At 66.9% G+C, this 23,013-nt stretch carries 24 protein-coding genes and 2 tRNA genes; 12 read left to right on the top strand and 14 right to left on the bottom strand.

The window, feature by feature from the left end; all coding sequences use genetic code 11:
- The first annotated feature begins 44 nt into the window (after positions 1–44).
- The 3 genes from puuE to CEG14_RS05870 all read left to right on the top strand — a co-directional run bounded on the left by puuE (position 45) and on the right by CEG14_RS05870 (position 3,437).
- A complete protein-coding gene (puuE, locus tag CEG14_RS05880) occupies positions 45–974 on the top strand; it encodes an allantoinase PuuE (protein ID WP_094825435.1) in 930 nt (309 codons plus the stop codon).
- 180 nt (positions 975–1,154) lie between these two features.
- On the top strand, positions 1,155–2,657 hold the full coding sequence (locus tag CEG14_RS05875) for an NCS1 family nucleobase:cation symporter-1 (RefSeq protein WP_373454178.1): 1,503 nt from the start codon (positions 1,155–1,157) through the stop codon (positions 2,655–2,657).
- A 30-nt stretch (positions 2,658–2,687) separates the two neighbouring features.
- Complete coding sequence (locus tag CEG14_RS05870) at positions 2,688–3,437, top strand: aspartate/glutamate racemase family protein (RefSeq protein ID WP_094825434.1); 750 nt, start codon at positions 2,688–2,690, stop codon at positions 3,435–3,437.
- Between the two features lie 111 nt (positions 3,438–3,548).
- Here the strand turns inward: CEG14_RS05870 and CEG14_RS05865 are convergent, their stop codons facing one another.
- The 6 genes from CEG14_RS05865 to CEG14_RS05840 form a co-directional block, all read right to left on the bottom strand.
- Positions 3,549–4,826 carry a M20/M25/M40 family metallo-hydrolase gene (locus tag CEG14_RS05865; protein ID WP_094825433.1) on the bottom strand — a complete coding sequence of 426 codons (1,278 nt, stop codon included), beginning with the start codon at positions 4,824–4,826 and terminating at the stop codon, positions 3,549–3,551.
- Between the two features lie 311 nt (positions 4,827–5,137).
- Positions 5,138–6,127 carry a Bug family tripartite tricarboxylate transporter substrate binding protein gene (locus tag CEG14_RS05860; protein WP_176461395.1) on the bottom strand — a complete coding sequence of 330 codons (990 nt, stop codon included), beginning with the start codon at positions 6,125–6,127 and terminating at the stop codon, positions 5,138–5,140.
- Between the two features lie 72 nt (positions 6,128–6,199).
- Entirely contained in the window at positions 6,200–6,982 is a 783-nt protein-coding gene (locus CEG14_RS05855) for an SDR family NAD(P)-dependent oxidoreductase (RefSeq protein WP_256985592.1), read from the bottom strand.
- Complete coding sequence (locus CEG14_RS05850) at positions 6,979–7,695, bottom strand: SDR family NAD(P)-dependent oxidoreductase (RefSeq protein WP_094825430.1); 717 nt, start codon at positions 7,693–7,695, stop codon at positions 6,979–6,981. The genes CEG14_RS05855 and CEG14_RS05850 overlap by 4 nt, the downstream gene beginning before the upstream one ends.
- 14 nt (positions 7,696–7,709) lie before the next feature.
- Positions 7,710–8,606 carry an isocitrate lyase/PEP mutase family protein gene (locus CEG14_RS05845; protein WP_094825429.1) on the bottom strand — a complete coding sequence of 299 codons (897 nt, stop codon included), beginning with the start codon at positions 8,604–8,606 and terminating at the stop codon, positions 7,710–7,712.
- Positions 8,607–8,629: 23 nt separating this feature from the next.
- On the bottom strand, positions 8,630–9,352 hold the full coding sequence (locus CEG14_RS05840; RefSeq protein WP_094825428.1) for a GntR family transcriptional regulator: 723 nt from the start codon (positions 9,350–9,352) through the stop codon (positions 8,630–8,632).
- A 303-nt stretch (positions 9,353–9,655) separates the two neighbouring features.
- Between CEG14_RS05840 and acnA the strand changes: the two genes are divergently transcribed.
- From acnA to CEG14_RS05795, 9 genes are all read left to right on the top strand, one after another.
- Positions 9,656–12,340, top strand: a complete 2,685-nt coding sequence (gene acnA / locus CEG14_RS05835; protein WP_094825427.1) for an aconitate hydratase AcnA — start codon at positions 9,656–9,658, stop codon at positions 12,338–12,340.
- Positions 12,341–12,359: 19 nt separating this feature from the next.
- Entirely contained in the window at positions 12,360–13,721 is a 1,362-nt protein-coding gene (locus CEG14_RS05830; RefSeq protein WP_094825426.1) for a dihydroorotase, read from the top strand.
- A gap of 17 nt (positions 13,722–13,738) precedes the next feature.
- Positions 13,739–14,458, top strand: coding sequence for an isochorismatase family protein (locus tag CEG14_RS05825; protein ID WP_094825425.1), 720 nt, complete (start codon positions 13,739–13,741; stop codon positions 14,456–14,458).
- Positions 14,459–14,462: 4 nt separating this feature from the next.
- Positions 14,463–15,620: a CobW family GTP-binding protein gene (locus tag CEG14_RS05820; RefSeq protein ID WP_094825424.1), complete on the top strand. Its 1,158-nt coding sequence runs from the start codon at positions 14,463–14,465 to the stop codon at positions 15,618–15,620.
- A gap of 149 nt (positions 15,621–15,769) precedes the next feature.
- A tRNA-Gly gene (locus tag CEG14_RS05815) sits at positions 15,770–15,845 on the top strand.
- 59 nt (positions 15,846–15,904) lie between these two features.
- Positions 15,905–15,978: transfer RNA gene (locus CEG14_RS05810), tRNA-Cys, on the top strand.
- Positions 15,979–16,096: 118 nt separating this feature from the next.
- Positions 16,097–16,411: a hypothetical protein gene (locus tag CEG14_RS05805; RefSeq protein ID WP_256985589.1), complete on the top strand. Its 315-nt coding sequence runs from the start codon at positions 16,097–16,099 to the stop codon at positions 16,409–16,411.
- 34 nt (positions 16,412–16,445) lie between these two features.
- A complete protein-coding gene (locus tag CEG14_RS05800) occupies positions 16,446–16,664 on the top strand; it encodes a type II toxin-antitoxin system HicA family toxin (RefSeq protein WP_306437025.1) in 219 nt (72 codons plus the stop codon).
- A gap of 55 nt (positions 16,665–16,719) precedes the next feature.
- Positions 16,720–17,154, top strand: a complete 435-nt coding sequence (locus CEG14_RS05795; RefSeq protein WP_094825902.1) for a type II toxin-antitoxin system HicB family antitoxin — start codon at positions 16,720–16,722, stop codon at positions 17,152–17,154.
- On the opposite strand, the gene CEG14_RS05790 is transcribed toward CEG14_RS05795, so the two are convergent.
- From CEG14_RS05790 to CEG14_RS05755, 8 genes are all read right to left on the bottom strand, one after another.
- A complete protein-coding gene (locus CEG14_RS05790) occupies positions 17,138–17,611 on the bottom strand; it encodes a hypothetical protein (RefSeq protein WP_094825422.1) in 474 nt (157 codons plus the stop codon). The genes CEG14_RS05795 and CEG14_RS05790 overlap by 17 nt on opposite strands.
- Positions 17,608–18,162 carry a lysozyme gene (locus CEG14_RS05785; RefSeq protein ID WP_094825421.1) on the bottom strand — a complete coding sequence of 185 codons (555 nt, stop codon included), beginning with the start codon at positions 18,160–18,162 and terminating at the stop codon, positions 17,608–17,610. The genes CEG14_RS05790 and CEG14_RS05785 overlap by 4 nt, the downstream gene beginning before the upstream one ends.
- Positions 18,159–18,485: a hypothetical protein gene (locus CEG14_RS05780; protein WP_094825420.1), complete on the bottom strand. Its 327-nt coding sequence runs from the start codon at positions 18,483–18,485 to the stop codon at positions 18,159–18,161. The genes CEG14_RS05785 and CEG14_RS05780 overlap by 4 nt, the downstream gene beginning before the upstream one ends.
- Positions 18,486–18,567: 82 nt before the next feature.
- Positions 18,568–19,599 (bottom strand): phage major tropism determinant, encoded by a 1,032-nt coding sequence (locus CEG14_RS05775; RefSeq protein ID WP_094825419.1) that lies wholly within the window; start codon positions 19,597–19,599, stop codon positions 18,568–18,570.
- Positions 19,600–19,627: 28 nt separating this feature from the next.
- Positions 19,628–20,068, bottom strand: coding sequence for a tail fiber assembly protein (locus CEG14_RS05770; protein ID WP_094825418.1), 441 nt, complete (start codon positions 20,066–20,068; stop codon positions 19,628–19,630).
- A gap of 9 nt (positions 20,069–20,077) precedes the next feature.
- Complete coding sequence (locus tag CEG14_RS05765) at positions 20,078–21,139, bottom strand: phage tail protein (RefSeq protein ID WP_094825417.1); 1,062 nt, start codon at positions 21,137–21,139, stop codon at positions 20,078–20,080.
- The gene (locus CEG14_RS05760; RefSeq protein ID WP_094825416.1) at positions 21,126–21,803 is read right to left on the bottom strand and encodes a DUF2612 domain-containing protein; all 678 of its coding nucleotides are present in this window, start codon (positions 21,801–21,803) and stop codon (positions 21,126–21,128) included. The genes CEG14_RS05765 and CEG14_RS05760 overlap by 14 nt, the downstream gene beginning before the upstream one ends.
- Positions 21,800–23,008 (bottom strand): baseplate J/gp47 family protein, encoded by a 1,209-nt coding sequence (locus CEG14_RS05755; protein WP_179280547.1) that lies wholly within the window; start codon positions 23,006–23,008, stop codon positions 21,800–21,802. Before CEG14_RS05755 ends, CEG14_RS05760 begins: the two co-directional genes overlap by 4 nt.
- Positions 23,009–23,013: the final 5 nt, after the last annotated feature.

The following is a 23,013-nucleotide window of genomic DNA, read 5'->3' as shown; positions in this document are numbered from 1 at the left end:
GCCCCGCAGCAGAATGGGAGTTCGCCATCGTGACGTCTCAGCCCGTGTCCAATGCCGACTATCCGCGCGACCTGATCGGCTACGGCCGCCGGCCGCCCCATGCCGCCTGGCCCGGCAATGCGCGCGTGGCGTTGCAGTTCGTGCTCAATTACGAGGAAGGCGGCGAGAACTGCGTGCTGCATGGCGACCCGGCCTCGGAGCGCTTTCTGTCGGAGATCGTGGGCGCCGACGCCTATCCGGCGCGCCACCTGAGCATGGAGTCGGTCTACGAGTACGGCTCGCGCGTCGGCGTCTGGCGCATCCTGCGCGAGTTCGAGAAGCGCGGCCTGCCGCTCACCGTGTTCGGCGTGTCGATGGCGCTGCAGCGCCATCCCGACGTGGTGCGCGCCTGCCTCGAGCTCGGCCACGAGATCGCGTGCCACGGCCTGCGCTGGATCCACTACCAGAATGTCGACGAGGCCACCGAGCGCGAACACATGCGGCTGGGCACGCAGATCGTGCGCGACCTCACCGCGGGCCAGTGGCCGCTGGGCTGGTACACCGGCCGCGACAGCCCCAACACGCGGCGCCTGCTGGTGGAGCACGGCGGCTATGAATACGACAGCGACTACTACGGCGACGATCTGCCTTTCTGGACCGCGCTGCGCGACGCCGACGGCGTCCTGCGGCAGCATCTCATCGTGCCGTACACGCTCGACACCAACGACATGCGCTTCGCCACGCCGCAAGGCTTCAACACGGCCCAGCATTTCTACGAGTACCTGCGCGACTGTTTCGACGTGCTCTACGCCGAGGGCGCCGAGACGCCGCGCATGATGTCGATCGGCATGCACTGCCGCCTGCTCGGCAGGCCGGGACGCATGGCCGGCCTGATCCGCTTTCTCGATCACGTGGAAAAGCACGAGCGGGTCTGGGTGGCGCGCCGCATCGACATCGCCCGCCACTGGCGCGCGGCCCATCCCCCGACGACCTGACCTGAGCGGGACGCGTACGCGCCCCGCCGGACCCCACCCTTTTCCAGACCGCAGGCGCCGCCTGGCCGCAGCACCACCTATTCGCATCATCGCCGTTCCGTAGTCGATCCGAAGCTGTAAGCCACTGACTCGCCGACGCGCGCAGCCCTGCCCGCACCGGCACTTCTGGAGTCCCGCCTCATGGATGCCGAACTGAAAGCGCTGAACCCCGTCACACCTGCCGCCGGCATGGCGCACACCTCGCCCCATGCCGACAATGCCGCCATCAAGCCGGGCTACGACCCGGACCTCGTGAACGACGACCTGGCGCCGCTGAAAAAACAAACCTGGACCTCATACAACATCTTCGCGTTCTGGATGTCGGACGTGCACAGCGTGGGCGGCTACATCACGGCCGGCAGCCTGTTCGCGCTCGGCCTGACGAGCTGGCAGGTCCTGCTGGCGCTGATCGTGGGCATTCTCATCGTGCAGTTCTTCTGCAACCTGGTGGCCAAGCCGAGCCAGGTCACCAGCACGCCCTATCCGGTGATCTGCCGCGTCGCGTTCGGCGTGAAAGGCGCCAACATCCCCGCCGTCATCCGCGGCCTGATCGCCGTGGCCTGGTATGGCATCCAGACCTACCTGGCGTCGGGCGCCTTCCTGATCGTGGTGCTGAAATTCTTTCCCACGCTGGCGCCCTATGCCGACGTCACGCTGCACGGCTTCGCCGGGCTGTCGGCGCTGGGCTGGCTCAGCTTCATGGTGTTGTGGGTGGCGCAGGCCGCCGTGTTCTGGCACGGCATGGAATCGATCCGCAGGTTCATCGACTGGGCCGGGCCGGCGGTGTACGTCGTGATGTTCATGCTGGCCGGCTGGCTGGTCTACAAGGCGGGCTGGAACAACATCAGCTTCACCTTGAGCGAAGTGAAATACGAGGGCTGGGCCGCTGTCGGCGTCACGCTCAGCGCCATCGCGCTCGTGGTGTCGTACTTTTCGGGGCCCATGCTCAACTTCGGCGATTTCTCGCGCTACGGCGAGTCGTTCAAGGCGGTCAGGCGCGGCAACTTCTGGGGCCTGCCGGTCAACTTCCTGGGCTTCTCGCTGCTGACCGTCATCACCATCTCGGCCACGCAGCCGGTGTTCGGCCAGATGATCCACGATCCCGTCGAGACCGTGGGCCGCATCGACAACGCCTTTGCTGCGGTGCTGGGCGCGCTCACTTTCATGATCGCCACCATCGGCATCAACATCGTGGCCAACTTCGTGTCGCCCGCCTTCGATTTCTCCAACGTGGCGCCGCAACGCATCAGCTGGCGCGCCGGCGGCATGATCGCGGCGGTGGGCTCGATCTTCATCACGCCGTGGAATCTCTATCACAACCCGGAGATGATCCACTACACGCTGGACGTGCTGGGCAGTTTCATCGGCCCGCTGTTCGGCATCCTGATCGCCGACTACTACATCGTGCGGCGCCAGCAGGTGGACGTGGACGAGCTGTTCACGATGACGCCCGGCGGCCGCTACTGGTACCACAAGGGCTACAACCGCACCGCCATCGCCGTCCTGATTCCGTCGGTGCTGCTGCCCATGGCGTGCGTGTTCATCACTGCGCTGCATCCGCTGGCGAACTATGCGTGGTTCATCGGCATGGGCACGGCGCTGGTGCTGTATTCGGTGTTCTGCAAACGGCCCGCCCGCCCGTGACGCCCCCCCCCTCCCTCATTCGAGACGCCCATGAAGATCAAGCTCATCAACCCGAATACCACCTGGAGCATGACCGACAAGATGGCGGCCTGCGCACGCCAGGTGGCCGCCGCCGGCACCGAGGTGGTGGCCGTCAGCCCCGCGATGGGGCCGGCGTCGATCGAGAGCCATTACGACGATGCGCTCGCCGTGCCGGGCCTGCTCGACGAGATACGCAAGGGAGAAGACGAGGGATGCGACGGCTACGTCATCGCCTGCTTCGGCGACCCTGGCCTGTATGCCGCGCGCGAGCTGGCGCGCGGGCCGGTGGTGGGCATCGCCGAGGCGGCCATGCATTGCGCCAGCCTCATCGGCACGGGCTTTTCGGTGGTCACCACGCTGTCGCGCACCTGCGGCATGGCCTGGCACCTGGCCGAGCGCTACGGGCTCGCGCGTTTTTGCCGCAACGTGCGCGCCAGCGAGCTCGCCGTGCTGGCGCTGGAGGATCCGCGCTCCGACGCACGCCGCGTCATCACCGAAGCGTGCCGCCGCGCCTTGCATGAAGACCGGAGCGACGTGATCGTGCTGGGCTGCGCCGGCATGGCCGACCTGTGCGCCCAGATCTCCGCGGAGATCGGCGCGCCCGTGGTCGAGGGTGTGACGGCGGGCGTGAAGCTGGTGGAGTCGCTGGTGGCGCTGCGGCTGGCCACGAGCAAGCTCGGCGACTTCGCCCGCCCCTTGCCCAAGCGCTACGACGGCGACCTGGCGCGCTACGCCCTGCTGCCGGCGCCGCAGCCCTGAACACCGACCCCTGACGCACAACGCCGCGCGGATCGCGCGGCCTCGTGCGTCAGGGGCCGGAATCGGTGTGCCGCGGGCGGCGCGCGGCAAGCGGTGTGCGACGAGCGGCGGTCAGCGCGCCCGCAGCATATCCGACACCGCCAGCGCCACCACCTGGGTCGCCTTCAGCAGGTCGTTGAGGCGCAGGTTTTCGTCGGTGTTGTGGCCGCGCGCGTCCATCAGGGTGCGCGGACCGGCGCCGTAGAGCACGGTCGGCACGCCATGGTGGGTGTAGTGGCGCGCGTCGGTGTAGAGCGGCACGCCATGCACGGGGATCTCGACGCCGAACACGCTTTGGGCGCGCGCCGCGAAGGGCGCGATCAGCGCCTCGACGCCGGGCAGCTCGGCCAGCGGCTCGGCCTGCATGATCCGGCGCACGTCGACCTCGATGCCCGGGCGCGCCGCGGCCGCGGCCTGCACGAGGGCGCGCAGCTCGCCCTCGGCGTCGAAGCCGGACTCCTCGGGAATCATGCGGCGGTCGACGCGGAACGTGACGCGGTCGGGCACCACGTTGGTATTGATGCCGCCCGCGATCAGGCCCACCGTGAGGCCCGGGGTGTCGATGCCGGGCACCGCCGAGTGCTTGCGCGCCAGCACCGCGCGGTGGTCGTAGAGCGCACGCAGGATGTGGGTGGCGGCCTCCAGCGCGTCGACGCCGGTGTGCGGCATGGCCGCGTGGGCCTGCTTGCCGCGCACCGTCACCTCCACGTGCAGACAGCCGTTGTGCGCCGAAGTGATGCCGTAGCCAAAGCCCGCCGAGATCACGTAATCGGGCTTGCTCAGGCCCTGCGCCATGATCAGCCCGGGCCCGATCTCGCCGCCCGCCTCTTCGTCATAGGTGAAGTGCAGCTCGAGCGCGCCGTGCAGGTCCGCGCCATGCGCCTGCGCGTGCTGCAAGGCCAGCAGCGCCCAGGTGTAGGTGGCGAAATCCGATTTGGACACCGCCACGCCGCGCCCGAACATCACCGGCCCGTGGTGCGGGTCGTCCACGACCTCGCCGCCATAGGGATCGTGGGTCCAGCCGTCGCCGGGGGGCACTACGTCGCCATGCGCGTTGAGCGCGATCACCGGGCCGCCCTGGCCGAAGGTCTTGCGCACGATCAGGTTGGTGGCCGAGCGCATGCCGTTGGCGTGCACCCGGTCGGCGGGTACCGGGTGGGCGTGCACGGTCAGGCCGAGCTCGGTGAGCAGCGCCTGGGCGCGGGCGCCATGGGGCGCGCAGTCGCCGGGCGGATTGTCGGAGGGCACGCGCACGAGCTCGCGCAGAAAGGCGATCTGCGCCGGGTGCTGTTCTTCGAGGAAGCGGCCGATCAGGGCATCCAGGGCCGGGCCGGCCAGGGGGGTGGACATGAGCATCTCCGCGCAGGGTCCAGGGGAAAGATCACACTTTAATGTACTCAAAAATTGTATGCAATCATGGCTATCCCGGGGCCCATCGGGGCGGGTCGGGCGCCAGAGTGCGCGGCAAAAAAAAGAGCCAAATCCCCTTACGGGCGGATTTGGCATGAATGACGGCGCGCCGGCCGTACCGGCGATTGACGGCCTGCGGCGCGTCGCCCCGGGCCAAAGGCCCCACTGCACGGTGTGGTGCGCGCGCCCTCGCGGGCCGCGCACCGGTACGACGAGGCGCCGCGCGGCGCCGCCCGAACAAACCCGTGAACTCAGTCGACGCGGGCGCCCGAGATCTTCACGGCCTCGGCCCACTTGGCGATTTCGCTGTCGATGAAGGCCTTGAATGCTTCGGGCGTGGACGGCGTGAATTCGCTGCCGGCCGCGACCATCTTTTCCTTCAACACCGGGTCGGCCATCACCTCGCGCATCGCTGCCGAGAGTTTGTCGACGATCGGCTTGGGCGTGCCCTTCGGTGCGAAGAAGCCGGACCACGGCGGCGCGACGAAGCCCGGGAAGCCCTGTTCGGCCACCGTCGGGTAGTCGGGCGCGCTGGCGAAGCGTTCGCCGGTGGTGAGCGCGATCACCTTGAGCTTGCCGCTCTTGGCATACGCCTGCACCGCCGGCAGGCCGGTGATGCCCACCTGGATCTGGCCGCCGAGCAGGTCGGTGACCATCGGGGCGCTGCCGCGATACGGCACGTGCGGCAGCTCGAAGCCGCCGCGGTTCTTCAGCAGCTCCATGCCCAGGTGCGACGCGGTGCCGTTGCCGTCGGAGCCGTAGGCATACTGCACGCCGCCCTTCTTCAGCAGCGCGATCAGTTCCTGCAGGTTGTTGGCCGGCACGTCCTTGTTGACCACGATGGCGTTGGGATAGAGCGTGGCCTGGGTCAGCGGCTCGAAGTCGGTGCGCGGGTCATAGCGCATGTTCTTGTAGAGCGAGATGTTGATGCCGTGCGAACCGGTCACGCCGAGCACGATGGTGTGGCCATCCGGCGTGGCGCGTGCCACGTATTCGGAGCCGAGGTTGCCCCCCGCGCCCGGGCGGTTTTCCACCACGACCGACTGCCCCCACTTCTTCGACAGACCCTCGGCCACCAGCCGCGCCGTGATGTCGGTGGCGCCCCCCGCGGGGAACGGCACCACGATGTTGATCGGCCGCGTCGGAAAGTTGGCGGCGGTTTCCTGCGCCTGTGCGGCCAGCGGTGCGACCACCATTGCCAGCGCCGCGGCGGCGCCTCCGAGCCAGCGGCGTCGGGCCATGAACCTGCTGCAATTCCCCTGCTTCATCTTCTGTTCCTCTGTGCTTTTGAAACGAACAAAACGGGTCCGCCGCTATATCGCGGTGTAACCCCCATCCACGCGCAAATCCGTGCCCGTGATAAAGCCAGCCGCCCCGCTCATCAGGAACAGGGCGGTCTGCGCAACTTCGTCGACGTCGCCCAGCCGGCCGGCCGGATAGCGCGGCGCAAGGGCCGCGGTGGCCGCCTCGGCGCTGCCGTAGCGGCGCAACACGCGGCTCGTCAGCACCGCGCCGGGCGACAGGCTCAATGCGCGGATGCCTTCGTCGGCGTAGTCCACCGCGATGGCGCGCGCCAGCGCGATCAGCCCGGCCTTGCTCGAGCCGTAGGCGCCCCGTCCGGGCGCGGCCACACTGCCCAGCTGCGAGGCGACGTTGAGCACGAGGCCGCGCCGCGCGCGCCGCATGCCCGGCAACACGGCGCGGCTCATCAGCCACGCGCCGGTGAGATTGATGTCGAGCGCTGCGCGCCACTGCGCAAGATCGAGGTCGCAGACCTTCGCGCCGGGCGTGACGACGGCGGCGTTGTTCACCAGCACGTCGACACGGCCCCACGCGGCCTCGACCCGGCCCACGGCCGCTTCGGCGGCGGCGGCATCGGCGAGATCGAAATCGAACGCGAGCACGTCGGCGCAGCCGGCCACGCCGCGTTCGGCGAGTGCGCCCGCGTCGTGGTCGCACAGCGCGACCCGCGCGCCCGCGGCGCGGCAGGCCTGGGAGATGGCCCAGCCCAGATCCCCCGCTGCGCCGGTGATCACCACCACCTGGCCGGCGAGGTCGATCGGCTGCGCGCGCATTGCCGGCAACGTCGTATTCATAGCGGCGCTCCGCCGAGCGAGGCGCCGCCGCACACATAGAGGGTCTGCCCGGTGACCGCGCCGGCGGCCGCGGACAGGAAGAACGCGATGGCGGCGGCCACCTCGTCGGCCTGGATCAGGCGGCCGAGCGGCAGCGCGACCTGCGGCGGCGCGCCGCGTGACGGATCGCGCAGCATGGGCGTATCGACCGCGCCGGGCGCGACCACATTGACCGTGATGCCGCGGCCGATGAGCTCGGCGGCGAGGCTGCGCGCCAGGCCGATCTGCGCGGCCTTGCTGGCCGCATAGGCGGCGCGCTGCGCCCGCCCCAGCACGGCGCGGCTCGATACCAGCACGATGCGCGCGCGCTGCTCGACCAGTTGCGGCACGAGCGCGCGCAGCAGGGCCGAGGGCGCCGCCAGGTGCAGTTGCCAGAGCAGTGCCGCATCGGCCGGGTCGGTGTCGGCAATGCCGCCGGTGCGCATCAGGCCGGCCGCGTGCACGAAGCCGGTGACCGGCGCGCCCGCGAGCCCTGCCCCGAGCGCCTGCACCGCGTCCTCATCGGCGAGGTCGCCGCAATGGTGCGCATAGCCCGGCCCCAGTTCGGCGGCGCCGGGCTGGCAGTCCACGCCGGCCACGTCCCACCCCTGGGCGAGCAGCAGCCGGCACAGCGCCAGGCCGATGCCCGACGATGCGCCCGTGACGATGCAGCGCGGACGCGGCACGGTGTTCATGACGGCGGCTCCGCTCAGGCGTCGAGCGTGGTGAGGCGCTTTTCGAGGGCGCGCATTTCCTCGTAGCCCATCAGCGCCATGATGTCTTCGATGCCCACCAGCAGGTCGGGACGGTCGGCCGGCTCGCCGGTCTTGACCACGCCCTGCATCACCTCGAGCGCCTGGCGCATGCCGAAGATCGCGGCGGCCGGCAGCATGCGCGGCAGGCTGATGCGCTTGACGCCGATTTCCTTCAGGCGCGGCAGCGGGATCAGCGGGGTGGTCGGGCGAGCCCGGATGCCGAAGCCCATGTTGATGGTGAGCGGCACGCCGGCCGCGTCGACCAGGCGCTTGATGTCGTCTTCGGTGCGCACGGCATCCGGGAAGATCATGTCGGCGCCGGCCTGGCCGTAGGCGCGGGCGCGCTTGACCGCCCCCTCGATGCCCTCGACGGCGATCGCATCGGTGCGGGCGATGATGACGAAGTCATCGTCGCGGCGGGCCAGGCAGGCGGCCTCGATCTTCTTGACCATCTCGGCTTCGCTCACCACGTCCTTGCCGGGCATGTGGCCGCAGCGCTTGGGGCTGACCTGGTCTTCGAGGTTGATGCCCGCGACGCCGGCCTCCTCGAACATCCGCACGGTGTGAAAGACGTTGACCGGATTGCCGTAGCCGGTGTCGGCATCGGCCGTCATGGGGATCGAGACCGAGCGCGCCAGGTTGCGGCAATGCGCCACGTTCTCCGACAGGCCCATCACGCCGATGTCGGCGATGCCGAGCAGCGCATTCGAGAGCGCGGCGCCGCTGGTGCAGGCCGTCTTGAATCCCGCCGCCTCGACCAGGCGGATGCTGTAGCCGTCGTAGACGCCCGGCGAAACGAGGAAGGGCTCGTTCTTCAAGAGTTGCCGGAACTGGTGGCGGGGATTGCTCATGACTTGCTGCTCCAAGAGAAACGTCAGGTGACCGGGACGTGCTGCCCCGCGATCGCGGGCGCACCTCCGGCCAGGTGTTCGAAAAGATGCTGGGCCGCGCGCTCGATGTGCGAGCGCATCAGCGATTCGGCGAGTTCGGCGTCGCGCGCCCGGATGGCGCGCGCGATCTGCCAGTGCTCGGCGTAGGCGTCGTCCTTGCGCTCGAGCACGGTGCCCGAGTGGCGGCGATAGACGCGCAACAGGTGATAGAGGTCGCCGCAGAGGCTGTTGATGATGCGTTGGTTGCCGCAGGCGCGAACGATGCGCTCGTGGAAGTCGAACACGCGCGGCGCTGCCGCCTCGCCCTGCTTGCTCGCCACGCGTTGCTGGCGGTCCTGCTCGAGCTCGTCGAGCAGGTCGGCGATCTCCGGGTCGCTCATGCGGCGCGTGGCCAGGTTGCAGGCCACGCCCTCGAGCGCCATCCGCATCTGGAACAGCTCCAGCGCCGAGGCCGCCGACAGCGTGACCACGCGCGCCTTCATGTAGGGCTCGCGGGTGATGAGTTGAATGCCTTGCAGCCGCCGCACGGCTTCGCGCACGGGGCCGCGGCTCACGCCATATTCCTGGGCCAGTGCCACCTCGTTGATGACACTGCCCGGCGCCAGGCGACCTTGATAAATGGCGTCCAGCACCTGCCCGAAGACGGTGTCGGCCAGCGGTCCGGACGGCTCGTCTTTGAGGGTTTCGGTGGGCATGGAAGTGCTCATAGTGTTGACAGCCTATCAAACGATCGAAAAAAGTGTCAACTCTTTTGCCAACAAGCGCAAAAACAGATTGACGCGTGAAAAACACACCATCCGAGGGGAAATTACAGGGACGCCCACGCATAACCCTGGGAAAACCCTAGGTATTTCCTACGCAATAACGCAGACACTTTGGGTGTGGAGCCCGGCAATTCGGGCGGCTTGGCAACCTGCCATCGACTACAGTAAGCCGCGATAGTGTTGACACTATCCGGAGTGCAGCCGTAAGATGATCGCCAGTTGAGATTTTCGCCCAACATCGCCGCCATGACTCATGTGTTCGTCCATGGCGGCCAGTCGCTGCATACCATCGACCTGGCCGCCGCCGCCCCGGAACAGGACTCTGCCCGCCTGGACGCCCTGCCGTATGTGATCCGGATCCTGCTCGAGAACCTGTACCGCCATCAGGCCTGGGGTGCGGCAGTCTCCGACGCGGAAATCGCGCGTCTGTGGCGTTGGCGCGAACACGTGGGCGCCGACCTGCCGCTGCACGTTGCGCGCGTGATCCTGCCCGACTCCAGCGGGCTGCCCGTGCTGCAGGACCTCGCCGCGCTGCGCGACGCGGTGGCCGAGGCCGGCGGCGACGCGGCGCGTGTCGACACGCGCGTGCCGGTCGACCTGATCGTCGATCACTCGCTGCAGGTGGACCGCTGGGGCGACGCAGAGGCCGTGCAGTTCAACCTGGGCCGCGAGTTCGAGCGCAACGACGAGCGCTACCGCTTCCTGAAGTGGGCGCAGCAGGCCTACAAGGGCCTGCGCGTGATTCCGCCGGGCACCGGCATCATTCACCAGATCAATCTCGAATACCTGGCCAGCGTGGTCGCGCGCCAGCAGCGCGCCGACGGCGAATGGGCCTATCCCGACTTCGTGATCGGCGGCGACTCGCACACACCGATGGTCAACGCGCTGGGCGTGCTGGGCTGGGGCGTGGGCGGCATCGACGCCGAGTCCGCGCTGCTCGGCCAGGCCTACACCTTTCCGATTCCGGAGGTGGTGGGCGTGCGCCTGAGCGGCAGCGTGCGCGCGCCGGCGCTGTCCACCGACGCCGCACTGCTCATCACGCAGCGCCTGCGCGCCGCCGGCGTCACCGGCACGATGGTCGAATTCTTCGGCCCGGCCGTGGCCGCGCTGAGCATTCCCGACCGCGCCACCATCGCCAACATGGCGCCCGAATACGGCGCGACCTGCGGCTTCTTCCCGCTCGACGCGCAAAGCATCGCCTATCTGCGCATGACGCGCGGCGACGAAGCGCAGGCCGGCTTCATCCAGGCCTACGCGCAGGCCCACCACCTGTGGCGCGACGACGCCACGCGCGGCACGCCGGACTACGCCCGCGTGATCGAGATCGACCTGAGCGAGGCCGAGCCCGCCGTCGCCGGCCCGCGCCGCCCGCAGGACCGCCTGGCGCTCGGCCAGGTGCCGGCCGACTTCCGCCGCCGCCTGACCCAGCCGATCGCCGAGGGCGGTTTCGGCGCGGAGCCCGCGCCCGCTTCTTCGCCCGCCGCGCTCGGCCACGGCGCCGTGGTGCTGGCCGCCATCACCTCGTGCACCAACACCTCCAACCCGGGCGTGATGCTGGCCGCCGGCCTGCTGGCCCGCAACGCGTTGGCGCGCGGCATTTCGCCGCCGGTGTGGATGAAGCGTTCGCTGGCGCCGGGCTCGCGCGCGGTGACGCGCTACCTGGACGACGCCGGGCTGCTCGCGCCGCTCGCCGAACAGGGCTTTCACGTGATCGGCTATGGCTGTACGACCTGCGGCGGCAAGTCCGGTCCGCTCACGCCCGCCGCCGCCGACGCCATCACGGACGGCAAGCTGGTGACGGCCGCCGTGCTGTCGGGCAACCGCAACTTCGAAGGGCGCATCCATAAGCTGGTGCGCGCCAACTACATCGGCTCGCCCGCCATGGTGGTGGCCTACGCGCTCGCCGGCCGGATCGACCTGGACTTCGAACGCGAGCCGCTCGGCCTGGACGCGGACGGCACGCCGGTGATGCTGCGCGACATCTGGCCCAGCCCGGGCGACATCGCGGCGCTGCTGCCGCACGCCTCGCAGGCCAGCCTCTACCGCGAGATGTATGCGCCCGAGGCGCTGGACAGCGCCATGTGGCAGGCGCTCGACGCCCCGCGCGGCCTGCATTTCCCGTGGGATCCTGATTCGCACTACCTGGTCGCGCCGCCCTTTTTCCGCGACCTGCCGCAGGACGCGCTCGCCGATCTGTCGCAGCGCCTGCGCCAGGCGCGCGTGCTGGCGGCCTTCGATGACTCGCTCACCACCGACCACATCTCGCCCAGCGGCGAGATTCCGGCGGACACGCCCGCGGGCCAGTACCTGAGCGCGGCCGGCATCGCCGCACGCGACTTCAACACCTACGTGGCGCGGCGCTGCAACTTCCACGTGATGACGCGCGCGACCTTCGCCAACATCCGCATCAAGAATGCGCTGGTGCCCGGCGTGGAAGGGGGCTGGACCACGCACTTCCCGGATGGCACGCGACAGACGGTGTTCGACGCCGCGAGCGCCTACGCCGCCGACGGCAGCGCCAGCATCATCCTGGCCGGAAAAGACTACGGCATGGGCAGCAGCCGCGACTGGGCCGCCAAGGGCTCGGCGCTGCTCGGCGTACGCGCCGTGATCGCCGAATCGTTCGAGCGCATCCATCGCGCCAACCTGGTCGGCATGGGCGTGCTGCCGCTCGCCTTTGCGCCGGGCCAGGGCTGGCGCGCGCTGGGCCTGAGCGGCGCGGAGCGCTACACCTTCGAGAATGTGCAGGCCGGCATCCTCGACGGCGAGCCCATCCAGGTGATCGCCGACGACGGCACGCGCCAGGTCCGCTTCGAGGTCAGCGCGCAGGTGCTGACGCAGGCCGAGCGACAGCTCATGAGCGAGGGCGGCATTCCGGCCGCCGTGCTGCACCACTTTCTGACACCGCCGGCTGCGCCGGCCGGACACTAACGCCAACGCAGGAACTGCCATGCTGGATCTCGTACTGACCAATGCCCGATTGATGCTGCCCGGCCACGGCCTGACCGACGGCGTGCTCGGCGTGCGCGACGGCCGGATCGCCGTGATCGCCGCACACGGCGAAACGCTGGCCGCGCGCGAAACCGTCGATTGCGAAGGCCGCTGGGTGTTGCCCGGCCTGATCGACCCGCACGTGCACTTCGGCTTCGGCTCGCCCGAAACCGACTTCGAAACGGAATCGCGCTTCGCCGCGCTGGGCGGCACCACCACCGTGCTGTCGTTCCATCGCTCGGCCGACATCCGCGAATCGTTCGACGCGGCCCACGCCCGCGCGCTGTCGCAGAGCTGCGTGGACTTCGGCTTTCACTTCGGCATCACGAGCCAGCTGCACGTGGACACGCTGGCCGAGATCTCGCGCCGCTTTGGCGTGACCTCGTACAAGCTCTACATGATGTACAAGGGCGCCGCCGGACTGTCGAAGGGCTTCACCGACATCGACGACGGCCTGCTCTATTCGGCGCTGCGCGCCACGGCCGCCATTCCCGGCGCCATCATGGGCGTGCACTGCGAAAACGTCGAAGTGATCCCGGTGCTGCGCGATCCCTTGCGCGCCGCCGGCCGCGACGACCTGAAGGCCTGGAACGAGCAGAGCCCCGACTTCCTCGAAGCGGAGAACGTGCACCGCGTGTGCTACTTCGCCAACAAGGTCGGCGCTGCCGTCAACATCGTGCACCTGAGCAGCCGCGAGGCGCTCGACGAGGCGCGCCGCCACCGCCGCACCCACAACGCGCCGCCGATCCATGTCGAGACCTGCCCGCACTATTTGTTCTTGAACGACGAGTCGCCCGCCGGCACCTACGCCAAGGTGAATCCGCCGGTGCGCGGCCAGGCCGACGTCGAGGCGATGTGGGAAGGCGTGCTCGACGGCTCGATCACCACGATCGGCACCGATCACGTGCCGCGCAAGCGCGTCACCAAGGACAAGGACATCTGGACCGCCAGCAATGGCTTTCCCGGCACCGGCCTGATGCTGCCGATCCTGCTGCACGAGGGCTATCACCGCCGCGGCGTGCCGCTGGAGACGCTGGTGAAGGTGGCCTGCGAAAACGCGGCCGAGATCTATCGCATGCCGTCCAAGGGCAGTCTGACGGTGGGCAAGGACGCCGACCTGGTCATCGTCGATCCCGACCTGGAACGCACCGTGGATCCCGCCACGCTCGAATCCCACGCCGACTACTCGCCCTACGAGGGCATGACCCTCAAGGGCTGGCCGGTACGCACCTTCGTGCGCGGCCGCACCGTGGCCCAGGATGGCCGCATCACCGACGCAGCGCGCGCCCAACCCGGCGGACGCTATCTGAACCGACTCTGACGCATACAGGAACCGACATGAGCGAAACCAAGAAACGGATCTGGGACGACTTTCTGACCGAGCGCGACAAGCAGGTGCTGGCCCAGGCCGGCTACGGCAAGCGCGGCGGCTTCGGCAAGCGCCCGGCCCTCTTCATCATCGACGTGCAGTACAACTTCTGCGGCGACAAGCCCGAAGACATTCTCGAAGGCCTGAAGCAATACCGCACGCACTGCGGCCGCGAGGCCTGGGAAGCGGTCGCGCACATCGTGCCGTTGCTGGAACTGGCGCGCGACAAGAACATTCCGGTGTTCTACACCGAGAGCGGCCGCCGCGCGGACCTGCTGGACAGCGGCGTGCAGGTGGGCAAGAACCACCGCGGCGGCGAGAAGACCGTGCTGGCCGACACGCACGCCACGCAGACGGTGGAGCCGCTGGCGCCGCGTCCGCAGGACATCCGCATCACCAAGCAGAAGCCCTCGTGCTTCTTCGGCACGATCTTCATGAGCCACCTCAACTTCCTCGACGTGGACACGCTGATCCTGGTGGGCTGCACCTCGTCGGGCTGCCTGCGCGCCACGACGGTCGATGCCTATTCGTACAATTTCAAGGTCATCATTCCCGAAGAGGCGGCGTTCGACCGCTTCCAGTCCAGCCACGCCATGAGCCTGTTCGACCTCAACTGCAAGTATGCCGACGTGATCCCGTCGGCCGAGGTGCAGGACTACCTGCGCGGCCTGCCCGCGCCGGCGGCCTGAGGCCATGAGCGGTTCGGCGAACGCACTGCCGGTGGTGCTGCTGACCGGTTTTCTGGGCAGCGGCAAGACCACGCTGCTGTCCACGCTGGTGCGCAGCCCCGCCTTCGCCGACACCGCGGTCATCATCAACGAATTCGGCGAAGTCGGCCTCGACCACGTGCTGGTGGGCCAGGCCGACGACACCGACGTGGTGCTGCTCGACTCGGGCTGCCTGTGCTGCGCGTCGAGCAGCTCGCTGCAGGACACGCTCGAGTCGCTCTTCTACCGCCGCCAGCGCGGCGAGATCCCGCCGTTCGCGCGGGTGGTGGTCGAGACCTCCGGCCTGGCCGATCCCGGCCCGGTCATCAACACGCTGGCGGCCGATCCCCTGATCGCGCGCCACTACCGCTTCGACGGCGCGGTCACCACGGTGGACGCGTTGCATGGCCTGGCCACGCTGGCCGACTATCGCGAGGCCGCCACCCAGATCGCCATCGCCGACCGCATCGCGCTGACCAAGACCGACCAGGCCGACGCCGCCGCGATCGCGGCCATCGGCGACGCGCTCGCCGCGCGCAACCCCACCGCGCCGGTGCAGTGCATCACACCGGCCAACCGCGCCGACGCCGCGCCGCGCCTGTTCGAAAACCTGCAGGCGCGCCATCTCGACGCCGTGCCGGCCGGCGGCGCCCCGGCCACGCCGATCGCCCACGTGCTGCGCTATGGCATCGTGTCGTACGCGTGGCGCCAGCCGGCCGAACCGATGGACTGGGAGACCTACGCCGCCTGGGTCCGGCACATGCAGCGCACGCTGGGCGAGCGCCTGCTGCGCGCCAAGGGCCTGCTGCGCTGGAACGACGGCACCGTGCGCGCGGTGCATGGCGTGCATCATGTGTTCTCGCATCCCGAGCCGCTGGCCCGGCCGGCGGGCACGCCGGACGACGCAGCGGGAGATGGCACGCCCCCCGCTGCCGGTGTGGCCGGCGGCGCTGCTGATGCGCCGTCTGGCATCCCGGCTGGCGGTCCAGCCGGCGCTCGAGCAAACGCCGCAGCAGGTGCCCCATCAGGCGCCCTTGCAGGCGCCCTTGCAGGCGCCCTCATCCTCATCGTGCGGGATGTGGGGGCCGAAGAAATCGATGCGGCTTTCGCGCGACTTGAGCACAAATCCAAAAAACATGTATAATTCTTTTCTTCGCTGATCACGCAGCTGCCTGAAAAACGGCACTGAAACGAGAAATCCGTGATCCGGACATCGAGCCAGACCCCAGCATGCACGTCATGCCCACCAACGGGTCAAGGAAGTTCAAAGGCGCGAATCCAAAAGTGAAATCTGCGGGAGTAGCTCAGTTGGTAGAGCGCAACCTTGCCAAGGTTGAGGTCGCGAGTTCGAGACTCGTCTCCCGCTCCAAACATCAAAAAGGGAAGCAACTGGCTTATGCCGCGCTTCCTTTTTTCTTGTGAACTGCCGGCGCAATGGCAGAGTGGTTATGCAGCGGATTGCAAATCCGTGTACGTCGGTTCGATTCCGGCTTGCGCCTCCAAGCAAATCAAGGCCCGCAGCGATGCGGGCTTTTTGCATTCTGGCGACTGTGTGGGGATTTTCTGCCATAACAATCCCTGGTCTAGGCATTACACTGGACGCATATCCAGTTGATCGCCATGCATAGGACCTGCACCGTCACCCTCACCCACCACCTTGGAAAGAAGCTCGAGCGCGCCAGCTGGCCCGAGCCGATCCCGGCCGAAGTGCGCCTGATCGCCATGAACAACCAGGCGCTGTCCAGGATGGAGAACCGGCTCACCCTTGACCGGCTGCAGAAGTTCGGCGCGATCGAGAAGTCCGCAGTGCCCGACCTGCTCGACCCGCGCCTGATCTTCATGGACAGCAGCCGGCGCGCCATGATGTTCGTGGGCTCGGAGGAGATCATGCACCAGCGGTACTACCAAGGTTGGTGGCTGGAATGGACCGTATAGCGACGCATCTTTTTTGTTGACGGCGTATGCATTTATGCGTACAATGATTCCATTGTCAACGAAACAAGGAGGTGCGGTGAAGCAAAGCGAGTTCAGACGGTGGCTCGCTTCCCACGGGGTGACTTTCGTAGAGGGCACAAACCACACGAAAGCCTACTACCAGGGAAAACAGACCACCCTTCCCCGGCACCCAAGCAAAGAGCTTCCGGAGCCGCTGAGGAAGAAAATCCTGAAGCAACTAGGACTGAAGTAAAGGGAGGCCCCGAAAGGGGCTTCCCACTCGCGCTAGGCCTCACCGCATGCACATTATGGCTCGATACCCTGCACTGATTGAACCCGGCGACGGCGGCTTTACGGTGTCGTTCCGCGACATCCCGGAAGCGCTCACCTGCGGCGATACGCAAGAGGAAGCACAGACCATGGCCTCGGACGCGTTGCTCACGGCTATGGAGTTCTATTTTGAAGACCAGCGCGCAGTCCCGCCGCCCTCGCCCGCGCAGCACGGCGAGGTGATGGTGGACCTGCCAGCGAGCGCCTACGCAAAGGTGCTGCTGCTCAACGAGATAGTGCGGCAGCGCATCACCCAGGTTGAGCTCTCGCGCCGTATGGGCGTGCCCCGCCAGGAAGTTGCGCGAATCGTGAACCTTGGCCACGCCACCAAGATCGATACGCTTGCCGCCGCCCTGCGCGCGGTGGGCAAGGATCTGGTACTGGGCCTGGAGGACGCTACGGCGCCAGCTTGAGCGAACGCACGTAGCCCTGCAGCCCGTTCACTTGGTCGGCCCATTCTGCAGCATCTCCGCCCAGTCGCTCATATTCCGCGACACACGCCCCAATAACTCCGATCCAGTCGGGGCCGGCTTCATGAGGTCCGCCGCTGGCTCCGGCAGCCGCGGCACGCCGGCCGGCTGCGAGCTCGCGCAGCAGCCCGTCAATACGAGCGCGCTGGGCAGCAGCAGTCTTTTCAGCATCCTGGCGCGCCACGACGGCACCGCGGTATTTGGCATCAGCACGATCTCGTTCCTCCTGCATTGCGCGCTCGACGCGCGCCTGGCGCTCGAGCGTGGCGGCGCGCTCAGTGGCGACGCCGGCGTCATACTGCCGCGCGCCGTACAGCTGCCGGTCGATGCGCCAGCCGGCCAGCGCCAGCGCCAGCACGGCGGCACCGATCAGGTACGGCCAGGCCGCGCGCGGAATCATTGCAGCCCCGAGAGACAGAGGCGGCGTTCGTCGAGCCTGCGGTTGCGCAGGCCTTGCACGAAAACCTTCTGCCCACCCGGCCCAGTGACAAAGGACCAGACGGGCGAGCCGTCCGGCGCGTTCGCCAGAGCATTGCATCCCTCGGCCAAGCGGCCGGCGTTGATGAGGCCTACGGCGCGGCTCGCGCAGGTGCTGGGCACACCAAAGTTGTGGGCGTGGCTGCTGAGTGCGTCGAAGATCGGCTGGCTGATGGCCACATTAATGCACTGGGCCAGCTTCAGCTGGTCTTTGCCCACGACCATGCGTTCGACTTCAGCGCAGCGCTCGGGCGACCAGTAGTCGCCGACGACGACCGGGGCAGGGCTGGTGTGTCGCGTGATGCCCTTGCACACCGTGGGCAGCCCGCCGGCGAGCTTGTCGGCATAGACGATGTTCTGCCCGTCGCCCTCCCACTTGCCGAGGAACTCCTGGAGAGGTCCAGAGAAGATCGCGATGGCGCCGGACGCTACGAGAGCAGCAGCGCCGCCCTTGACTTTGGTTCCGAGCTTCATTTGAACCCCCGCCACGTCGAGTATGCCGTGTAGACGGCAGTGAGAAAGACCACGATGTAGGTCAGCGGCTTGGCCAGGTTCCCAAGCCCCTGCAGCACCTTGAAGCCGCCGGTAAGCGCCTGGAACGTGTCGATGATGTCCTGGGTGTTCTGCCGGATCTGCTCGACGGCGTCCGCGTTGCGTTTCGTCGCGTCAGTGTTGCTTGCCATGTTTTGCTCCATCTGAGCAAGGCGTGTGTCGATGTCTTCAATGCGTAGCTCGAGTGAAGATTGCTTCGCATGCATCGACTTAAGGACTGCGTCGGTGAGGTGTTCGTCTGCCACCTGTATCTCCGGAGAGTCGGATATTGCCGACGTAGGGACAAAAAAACCCGCCGAAGCGGGCTGTGCTTGGCGGGCGCCAGGCCTACCGAATCCAGTGGTCGGCACGGCCGCGCGCACTGATCGATATCGACGTGAGTTGAACGCCGTCGGCCCAGTCGAGACAGCGAGACCCGGGCTGCCCAACGGAGGCGTTCCATTTGCCGCCAAGCAGCGCGCCGCGAGTGGCCGTCTCCGTGTCTTGAATCAGAACGCCGCGGCTATCCGACATCGCGTAGAAGTCCGGCTTGATCTGGGGCGTCCGCGGGGACCCGTCATAAGGCGAGGCTCCAACGGAATACCCGAGCTCGCGGCCCCATACCCATTGACAGCCTGTCGCCTGAATGACGCCCCATTTGGACGTCATCATGTAGTCATGCGCATAGCTTGCAGTGTTGGTCGTGGCAAGCCCGGTGGTCACCGGGTCATTGCCACGTGGCACCCCTTCCCGCGCGCCAAAGAATGCCGTGCAGGCCTCTTCATACGACAAGAGCTTCTTGCCGTGACTGATCATGATTTCGTTCGCCATCCACCAGTCCAGCGCTGCCTTGGCAACACCGTTACCCCCACAGGTCAACGGCCGGCGGGGGGGCTCGCCGCCATCTGCGATCACCACGCCGTTTCGGCTGGTGCCGTTCACGATGTGGTCCACCCCGAGCAGATAGATGTCGGTCCAGAAGGAATCGGCCACGAGAACCATTCCTCGCGCGTTGGCGCAGCGAGGCCGGAAATTCAGGTCCCAGATGGAATACGGGCTGATCTGAGGCGTGGCATTCCCTCCGGTGTTGACGTCGGTCGCGTTGCCGCCCGGCGCGTAGTGGAAGCCTCCCACGATCTCGGCGCCCATGCTCGGTGCGCTATCAAAACTCGGAGAGGCCTCGAAGCCAAGCGGCGACGCCCACACGGCATAGTCGGTGCCGGCAACCATCGTTGTCGGCAGCGCCACGGGCGTGTAGGTCGACACGTTGAATACGTAGGAACCGACGGACACTTCGAGCCCCGGGCGCACGCTCAGCGTCCCGCCGCTAAGAATGAACGCAGGGGTGAAGGGGTCGGCTTTTTTTATCGAGATCATCATGCCTCCTGTGGGCGTCGATTGTAGGCGATCAGTGGTCCTGTTGCGGCACCGCCGGCCAGTCGATGGTCTCGGGAAAGCCTGGCTGCTGCTCGATACGCATCAGAGCTACGCGATACGCTTTCCATTGGGCGAGAGCATCTGTTTCATCCGCGGACGCAATCCCCAAATCGACAGCATCCTCAAGCGGCGCGATCCGCAATGCCGCGACCCCCAGTAGGACATCACGGTCACTGCGGGCGATCGAGGACAGTTGCTCACGCGACAGCGCGTGCTCGGGAACGGGGCTCTCCAGCCAGCCACCGCCCTCAGCGGGCACATACCGCATGCCATCCCTCACGGCGCTCGGCGGCTCAACATCAATCGCGCCACCAGGGATCAAGAAGACACCCGGCTCAAGCGGCGACTCATCGGCGGTGACGGCGGAGTGAAAGAAGCCATCCGCGGTCAGCTGAGAAACGATTTTTTCCATGGAATCCCCTTAGTACTTGATGCACACGAGCGGCGCGAGGTTCCGCGGCCGCGTGCCGAAGTTCTGTTGCGCATCGAAAGCGATGCTGCCCGTGCTCGACGTCGACGAAGACACGAGCGATCCGTAGTCGGAGACCTGGACCAAGTCACCGCCAATGCGCCCGATCAACGCCGCGGTGTTGTCGTCTCCGTTCATGACCGACCGAACAGCGGGCGAAGTCGTCCCCGTGCTATCGGCCGCGACCAGAGTTGCCTTTTGCCATGCCGCCCAAACGCGGCCCGCGTCGACACCGCGGCCGTCATCGAAGCCCCGGAAGAACTCGCCGCGCGCGTCGGGCAGCACGATGTAAGCGCCGGTCGTACTGCGAGTGGTCGAAGGGTTCGCAGGATCCGTGCAGCGGTAGCCCCACAGCGTGGTAGCGTTGTTTGCGTCTCCTACGTAGATCGCGGCCGCCAAGGCCGGATACGTCGCCACCGACACGGCCGCGCCATTGGCCTTGAGGTACCCAGCCGGCGCAGCATTCGCGAACGTCATCAGCATGGCGCCAGCCGGCGTGCTAGCTCCCGCCAGCGCGGTCTGCACAAATGCCGTGGTGGCGATCTGCGTGGTGTTCGTGCCAGCAGTCGCCGTAGGCGCAGCCGGCGTTCCGGAGAACGTGGGTGACGTCAGGCTCGCCAGAGCGCGCCAGCTTGCGGAAGCCCCGGCGTTCGGGTCCACCGCGTTGTTGTCCACCTGGCTGACCCAAATGGTCAGGCTGTCGTTGCTCAGAATGCGAGCGCCTTTGGGGTAGCCACCCACGGCCGCGACAAAGGCCGCGTCGAAGGGATAGCCGCCACCAGCCTGCGTCCAGCGAACGGCTGCGCTGAGGAAGTAAAGAATGCCATTGAAATCCTGGCCGAACGGCGGGATCCCGCCTGCCGTGACCGGAGTCATGGTCAACGGCGGGAATCCATCCGTGAACGATGCCGCTCCCGGACTCACGCCGATCTGCGACGCCACAGGAATCGTGTTCTTGGAGCCGCCTTCTGCAAAGGCGACGGGAGATTTCGAAGGTGCGTTACTGGCTTGCATTGATCAGCCCCGAAGAGGTGAAAAAGACGCCCTGACCGAACGGTAGGCCGGAGCCTTCAGAGAAACCGAAGGTGGACGGAATGTCGACTTGAAGGATGTCCGCGAGCACGGCCGCCGGCTTCGGGATAGCGCCTGACTGGGTCAGGATGGCGACTTCGAACGGCAACAGGCTGAACTCGAATGTGTACCGAAAGCGCATGCCACCTGTGTCAGAGACGTAGCACCGCCCACGCCCCTCAAACAGGTTCGACAGCAGCCTGTTCAGACTCGGGCTAGTGCAATCCGAGATGTTGGCCAGGGCCTTAACGAGAATAAGACGGCGGTACGCATCGTCCGCAAGGCGATAGGTCTGTGTTTGGCTTTCGCCCACATACATCGGCGCCTGGCCGAAGGGCTGCCAACTCAACGCCTCATCGAAGCCCAGATACGTCTCTTCGCCGGGGATGGTGAGCTCTCGGCCAACGCCGACTATCTTTCCCCAAATATCGAGGCCAAATCCTTGGGCGGTCTCGACATTCCACACGTAGTCGTAGAACGCGTCGAAGTCGGCCTCGGGATTGATGTAATCGTCCATGTTGTTGATCAACTGGACCAGCGTCGGGCTATTCGCGTACTGGCTGATGACGGTGCGCGCCACCAGGCCAGGCTTGGGTGTAGAGCTCATGTGAGGACCACCACAATGTCATCAGCCGATACTGTCGGCCGGCGATCGATGTTCACCGTCACGCTCGGCGCCGTGGGCGTGCTCGTTCCGATCAGCAACGACAAGATGGAGAGCGCCGGGCTGATAAGCGACACCGGAGCGTAGAATCGGCTGGCGTAGATGATGGAGCCGATGCGTGCGCGCTGACCTCCGTCAACGCCATTGAATGCGTCGATGATGGCCTGCTTGACCTGGGCAACCACGTCAGATGGCAACGCCGGATTGGCTGCGATCTCGACGCGGAACAACACCGGCAACGCGTCGGGGGTCTCCCAGCGCACCACATAGGAAGGGTACGGGTACTGATAGTTCTCCGTGTCCTGGACGATCTGCGAGGTGTTGCCGTTGTAGTCAGCGCCGTTGCTTTTCTTGCGCCAGATCGCTTCCGCGATGTCAGCCGCTTGGCCTCCTACAGCAGCGACCCATATCGAATGCGGCGCGAGCATGACCCCGCCGATCTCCTGCGCGACCGACTCATTGTTCTCCGTGACATAGGCGTCGATGACGCCGTCGACGTTGGCCACAGCGGCGTAGATCGAAGGCAGCGATCCGCGCGCATTCAGCGCGACCGACTGCTGACGCCGAAGTTCAAATTCAGCGCGTGATTCGACGTTGCTACCAACCGTACCGTCGTCAGCATTCAGAACGGAGTCCCACCCGGGAATTGCCTGGTAGATCTGGGACAGCGCGCCGGCCGCGCAGCTGATCGGGCCGTTCACCGAGCAAACAAACGGAAGATCGACACTGCCTCCGAGCGGGATAGTGCCCGACTGCGTGCATATGTAAATGTTGCCGTCTACCGCCTGCGCGCGCGCTCCCACGGGAATGGTCGCACCCGTGAGCCCCGTACACGTTGCGATAACCGCGGTAGCGGTACCCGGCTTCCGGTCTAGAAAATAGATCCGGCCGATCGCGTCCTGCATGCGACCCGCCGCAAACGAAGGGTCCACTTGATTGACGTACGAGGCGAACTCGTTGTTCTTGGAGCCGATAATGGCCGTCGTGCTGCTGGCCAGTTGGCCCTGCGGCGTTTCGAGGGCGGGATTCAGTCCACCCCCAAAGGCATTATCCATATCCGCTTGCACGCCAGCCAAGATCTCGGATTCTTGAGGCAACACGAGGCCGGCCGGCGTGAACTGGACGCGCGGAACTTGCGAGGTAGTCATGATGG

It is taken from the genome of Bordetella genomosp. 1, assembly GCF_002261335.1.
In the GTDB taxonomy this organism is placed as follows: Bacteria; Pseudomonadota; Gammaproteobacteria; order Burkholderiales; family Burkholderiaceae_B; genus Bordetella.
This window is presented reverse-complemented; position numbering and strand designations above follow the sequence as displayed.

Coding starts and splice junctions, on each gene's coding strand:
- CEG14_RS05855 (WP_256985592.1), bottom strand. CDS start 6,982: ATGAATACGACGTTGCCGGCAATGCGCGCGCAGCCGATCGACCTCGCC.
- CEG14_RS05775 (WP_094825419.1), bottom strand. CDS start 19,599: ATGATGATCTCGATAAAAAAAGCCGACCCCTTCACCCCTGCGTTCATT.
- CEG14_RS05800 (WP_306437025.1), top strand. CDS start 16,446: ATGCGTACAATGATTCCATTGTCAACGAAACAAGGAGGTGCGGTGAAG.
- CEG14_RS05860 (WP_176461395.1), bottom strand. CDS start 6,127: ATGGCCCGACGCCGCTGGCTCGGAGGCGCCGCCGCGGCGCTGGCAATG.
- CEG14_RS05805 (WP_256985589.1), top strand. CDS start 16,097: ATGCATAGGACCTGCACCGTCACCCTCACCCACCACCTTGGAAAGAAG.
- CEG14_RS05840 (WP_094825428.1), bottom strand. CDS start 9,352: ATGAGCACTTCCATGCCCACCGAAACCCTCAAAGACGAGCCGTCCGGA.
- CEG14_RS05820 (WP_094825424.1), top strand. CDS start 14,463: ATGAGCGGTTCGGCGAACGCACTGCCGGTGGTGCTGCTGACCGGTTTT.
- CEG14_RS05830 (WP_094825426.1), top strand. CDS start 12,360: ATGCTGGATCTCGTACTGACCAATGCCCGATTGATGCTGCCCGGCCAC.
- acnA (WP_094825427.1), top strand. CDS start 9,656: ATGACTCATGTGTTCGTCCATGGCGGCCAGTCGCTGCATACCATCGAC.
- CEG14_RS05845 (WP_094825429.1), bottom strand. CDS start 8,606: ATGAGCAATCCCCGCCACCAGTTCCGGCAACTCTTGAAGAACGAGCCC.
- CEG14_RS05770 (WP_094825418.1), bottom strand. CDS start 20,068: ATGGAAAAAATCGTTTCTCAGCTGACCGCGGATGGCTTCTTTCACTCC.
- CEG14_RS05755 (WP_179280547.1), bottom strand. CDS start 23,008: ATGACTACCTCGCAAGTTCCGCGCGTCCAGTTCACGCCGGCCGGCCTC.
- CEG14_RS05790 (WP_094825422.1), bottom strand. CDS start 17,611: ATGATTCCGCGCGCGGCCTGGCCGTACCTGATCGGTGCCGCCGTGCTG.
- CEG14_RS05865 (WP_094825433.1), bottom strand. CDS start 4,826: ATGTCCACCCCCCTGGCCGGCCCGGCCCTGGATGCCCTGATCGGCCGC.
- CEG14_RS05825 (WP_094825425.1), top strand. CDS start 13,739: ATGAGCGAAACCAAGAAACGGATCTGGGACGACTTTCTGACCGAGCGC.
- CEG14_RS05760 (WP_094825416.1), bottom strand. CDS start 21,803: ATGAGCTCTACACCCAAGCCTGGCCTGGTGGCGCGCACCGTCATCAGC.
- CEG14_RS05785 (WP_094825421.1), bottom strand. CDS start 18,162: ATGAAGCTCGGAACCAAAGTCAAGGGCGGCGCTGCTGCTCTCGTAGCG.
- CEG14_RS05850 (WP_094825430.1), bottom strand. CDS start 7,695: ATGAACACCGTGCCGCGTCCGCGCTGCATCGTCACGGGCGCATCGTCG.
- CEG14_RS05870 (WP_094825434.1), top strand. CDS start 2,688: ATGAAGATCAAGCTCATCAACCCGAATACCACCTGGAGCATGACCGAC.
- CEG14_RS05795 (WP_094825902.1), top strand. CDS start 16,720: ATGGCTCGATACCCTGCACTGATTGAACCCGGCGACGGCGGCTTTACG.
- CEG14_RS05765 (WP_094825417.1), bottom strand. CDS start 21,139: ATGCAAGCCAGTAACGCACCTTCGAAATCTCCCGTCGCCTTTGCAGAA.
- CEG14_RS05875 (WP_373454178.1), top strand. CDS start 1,155: ATGGATGCCGAACTGAAAGCGCTGAACCCCGTCACACCTGCCGCCGGC.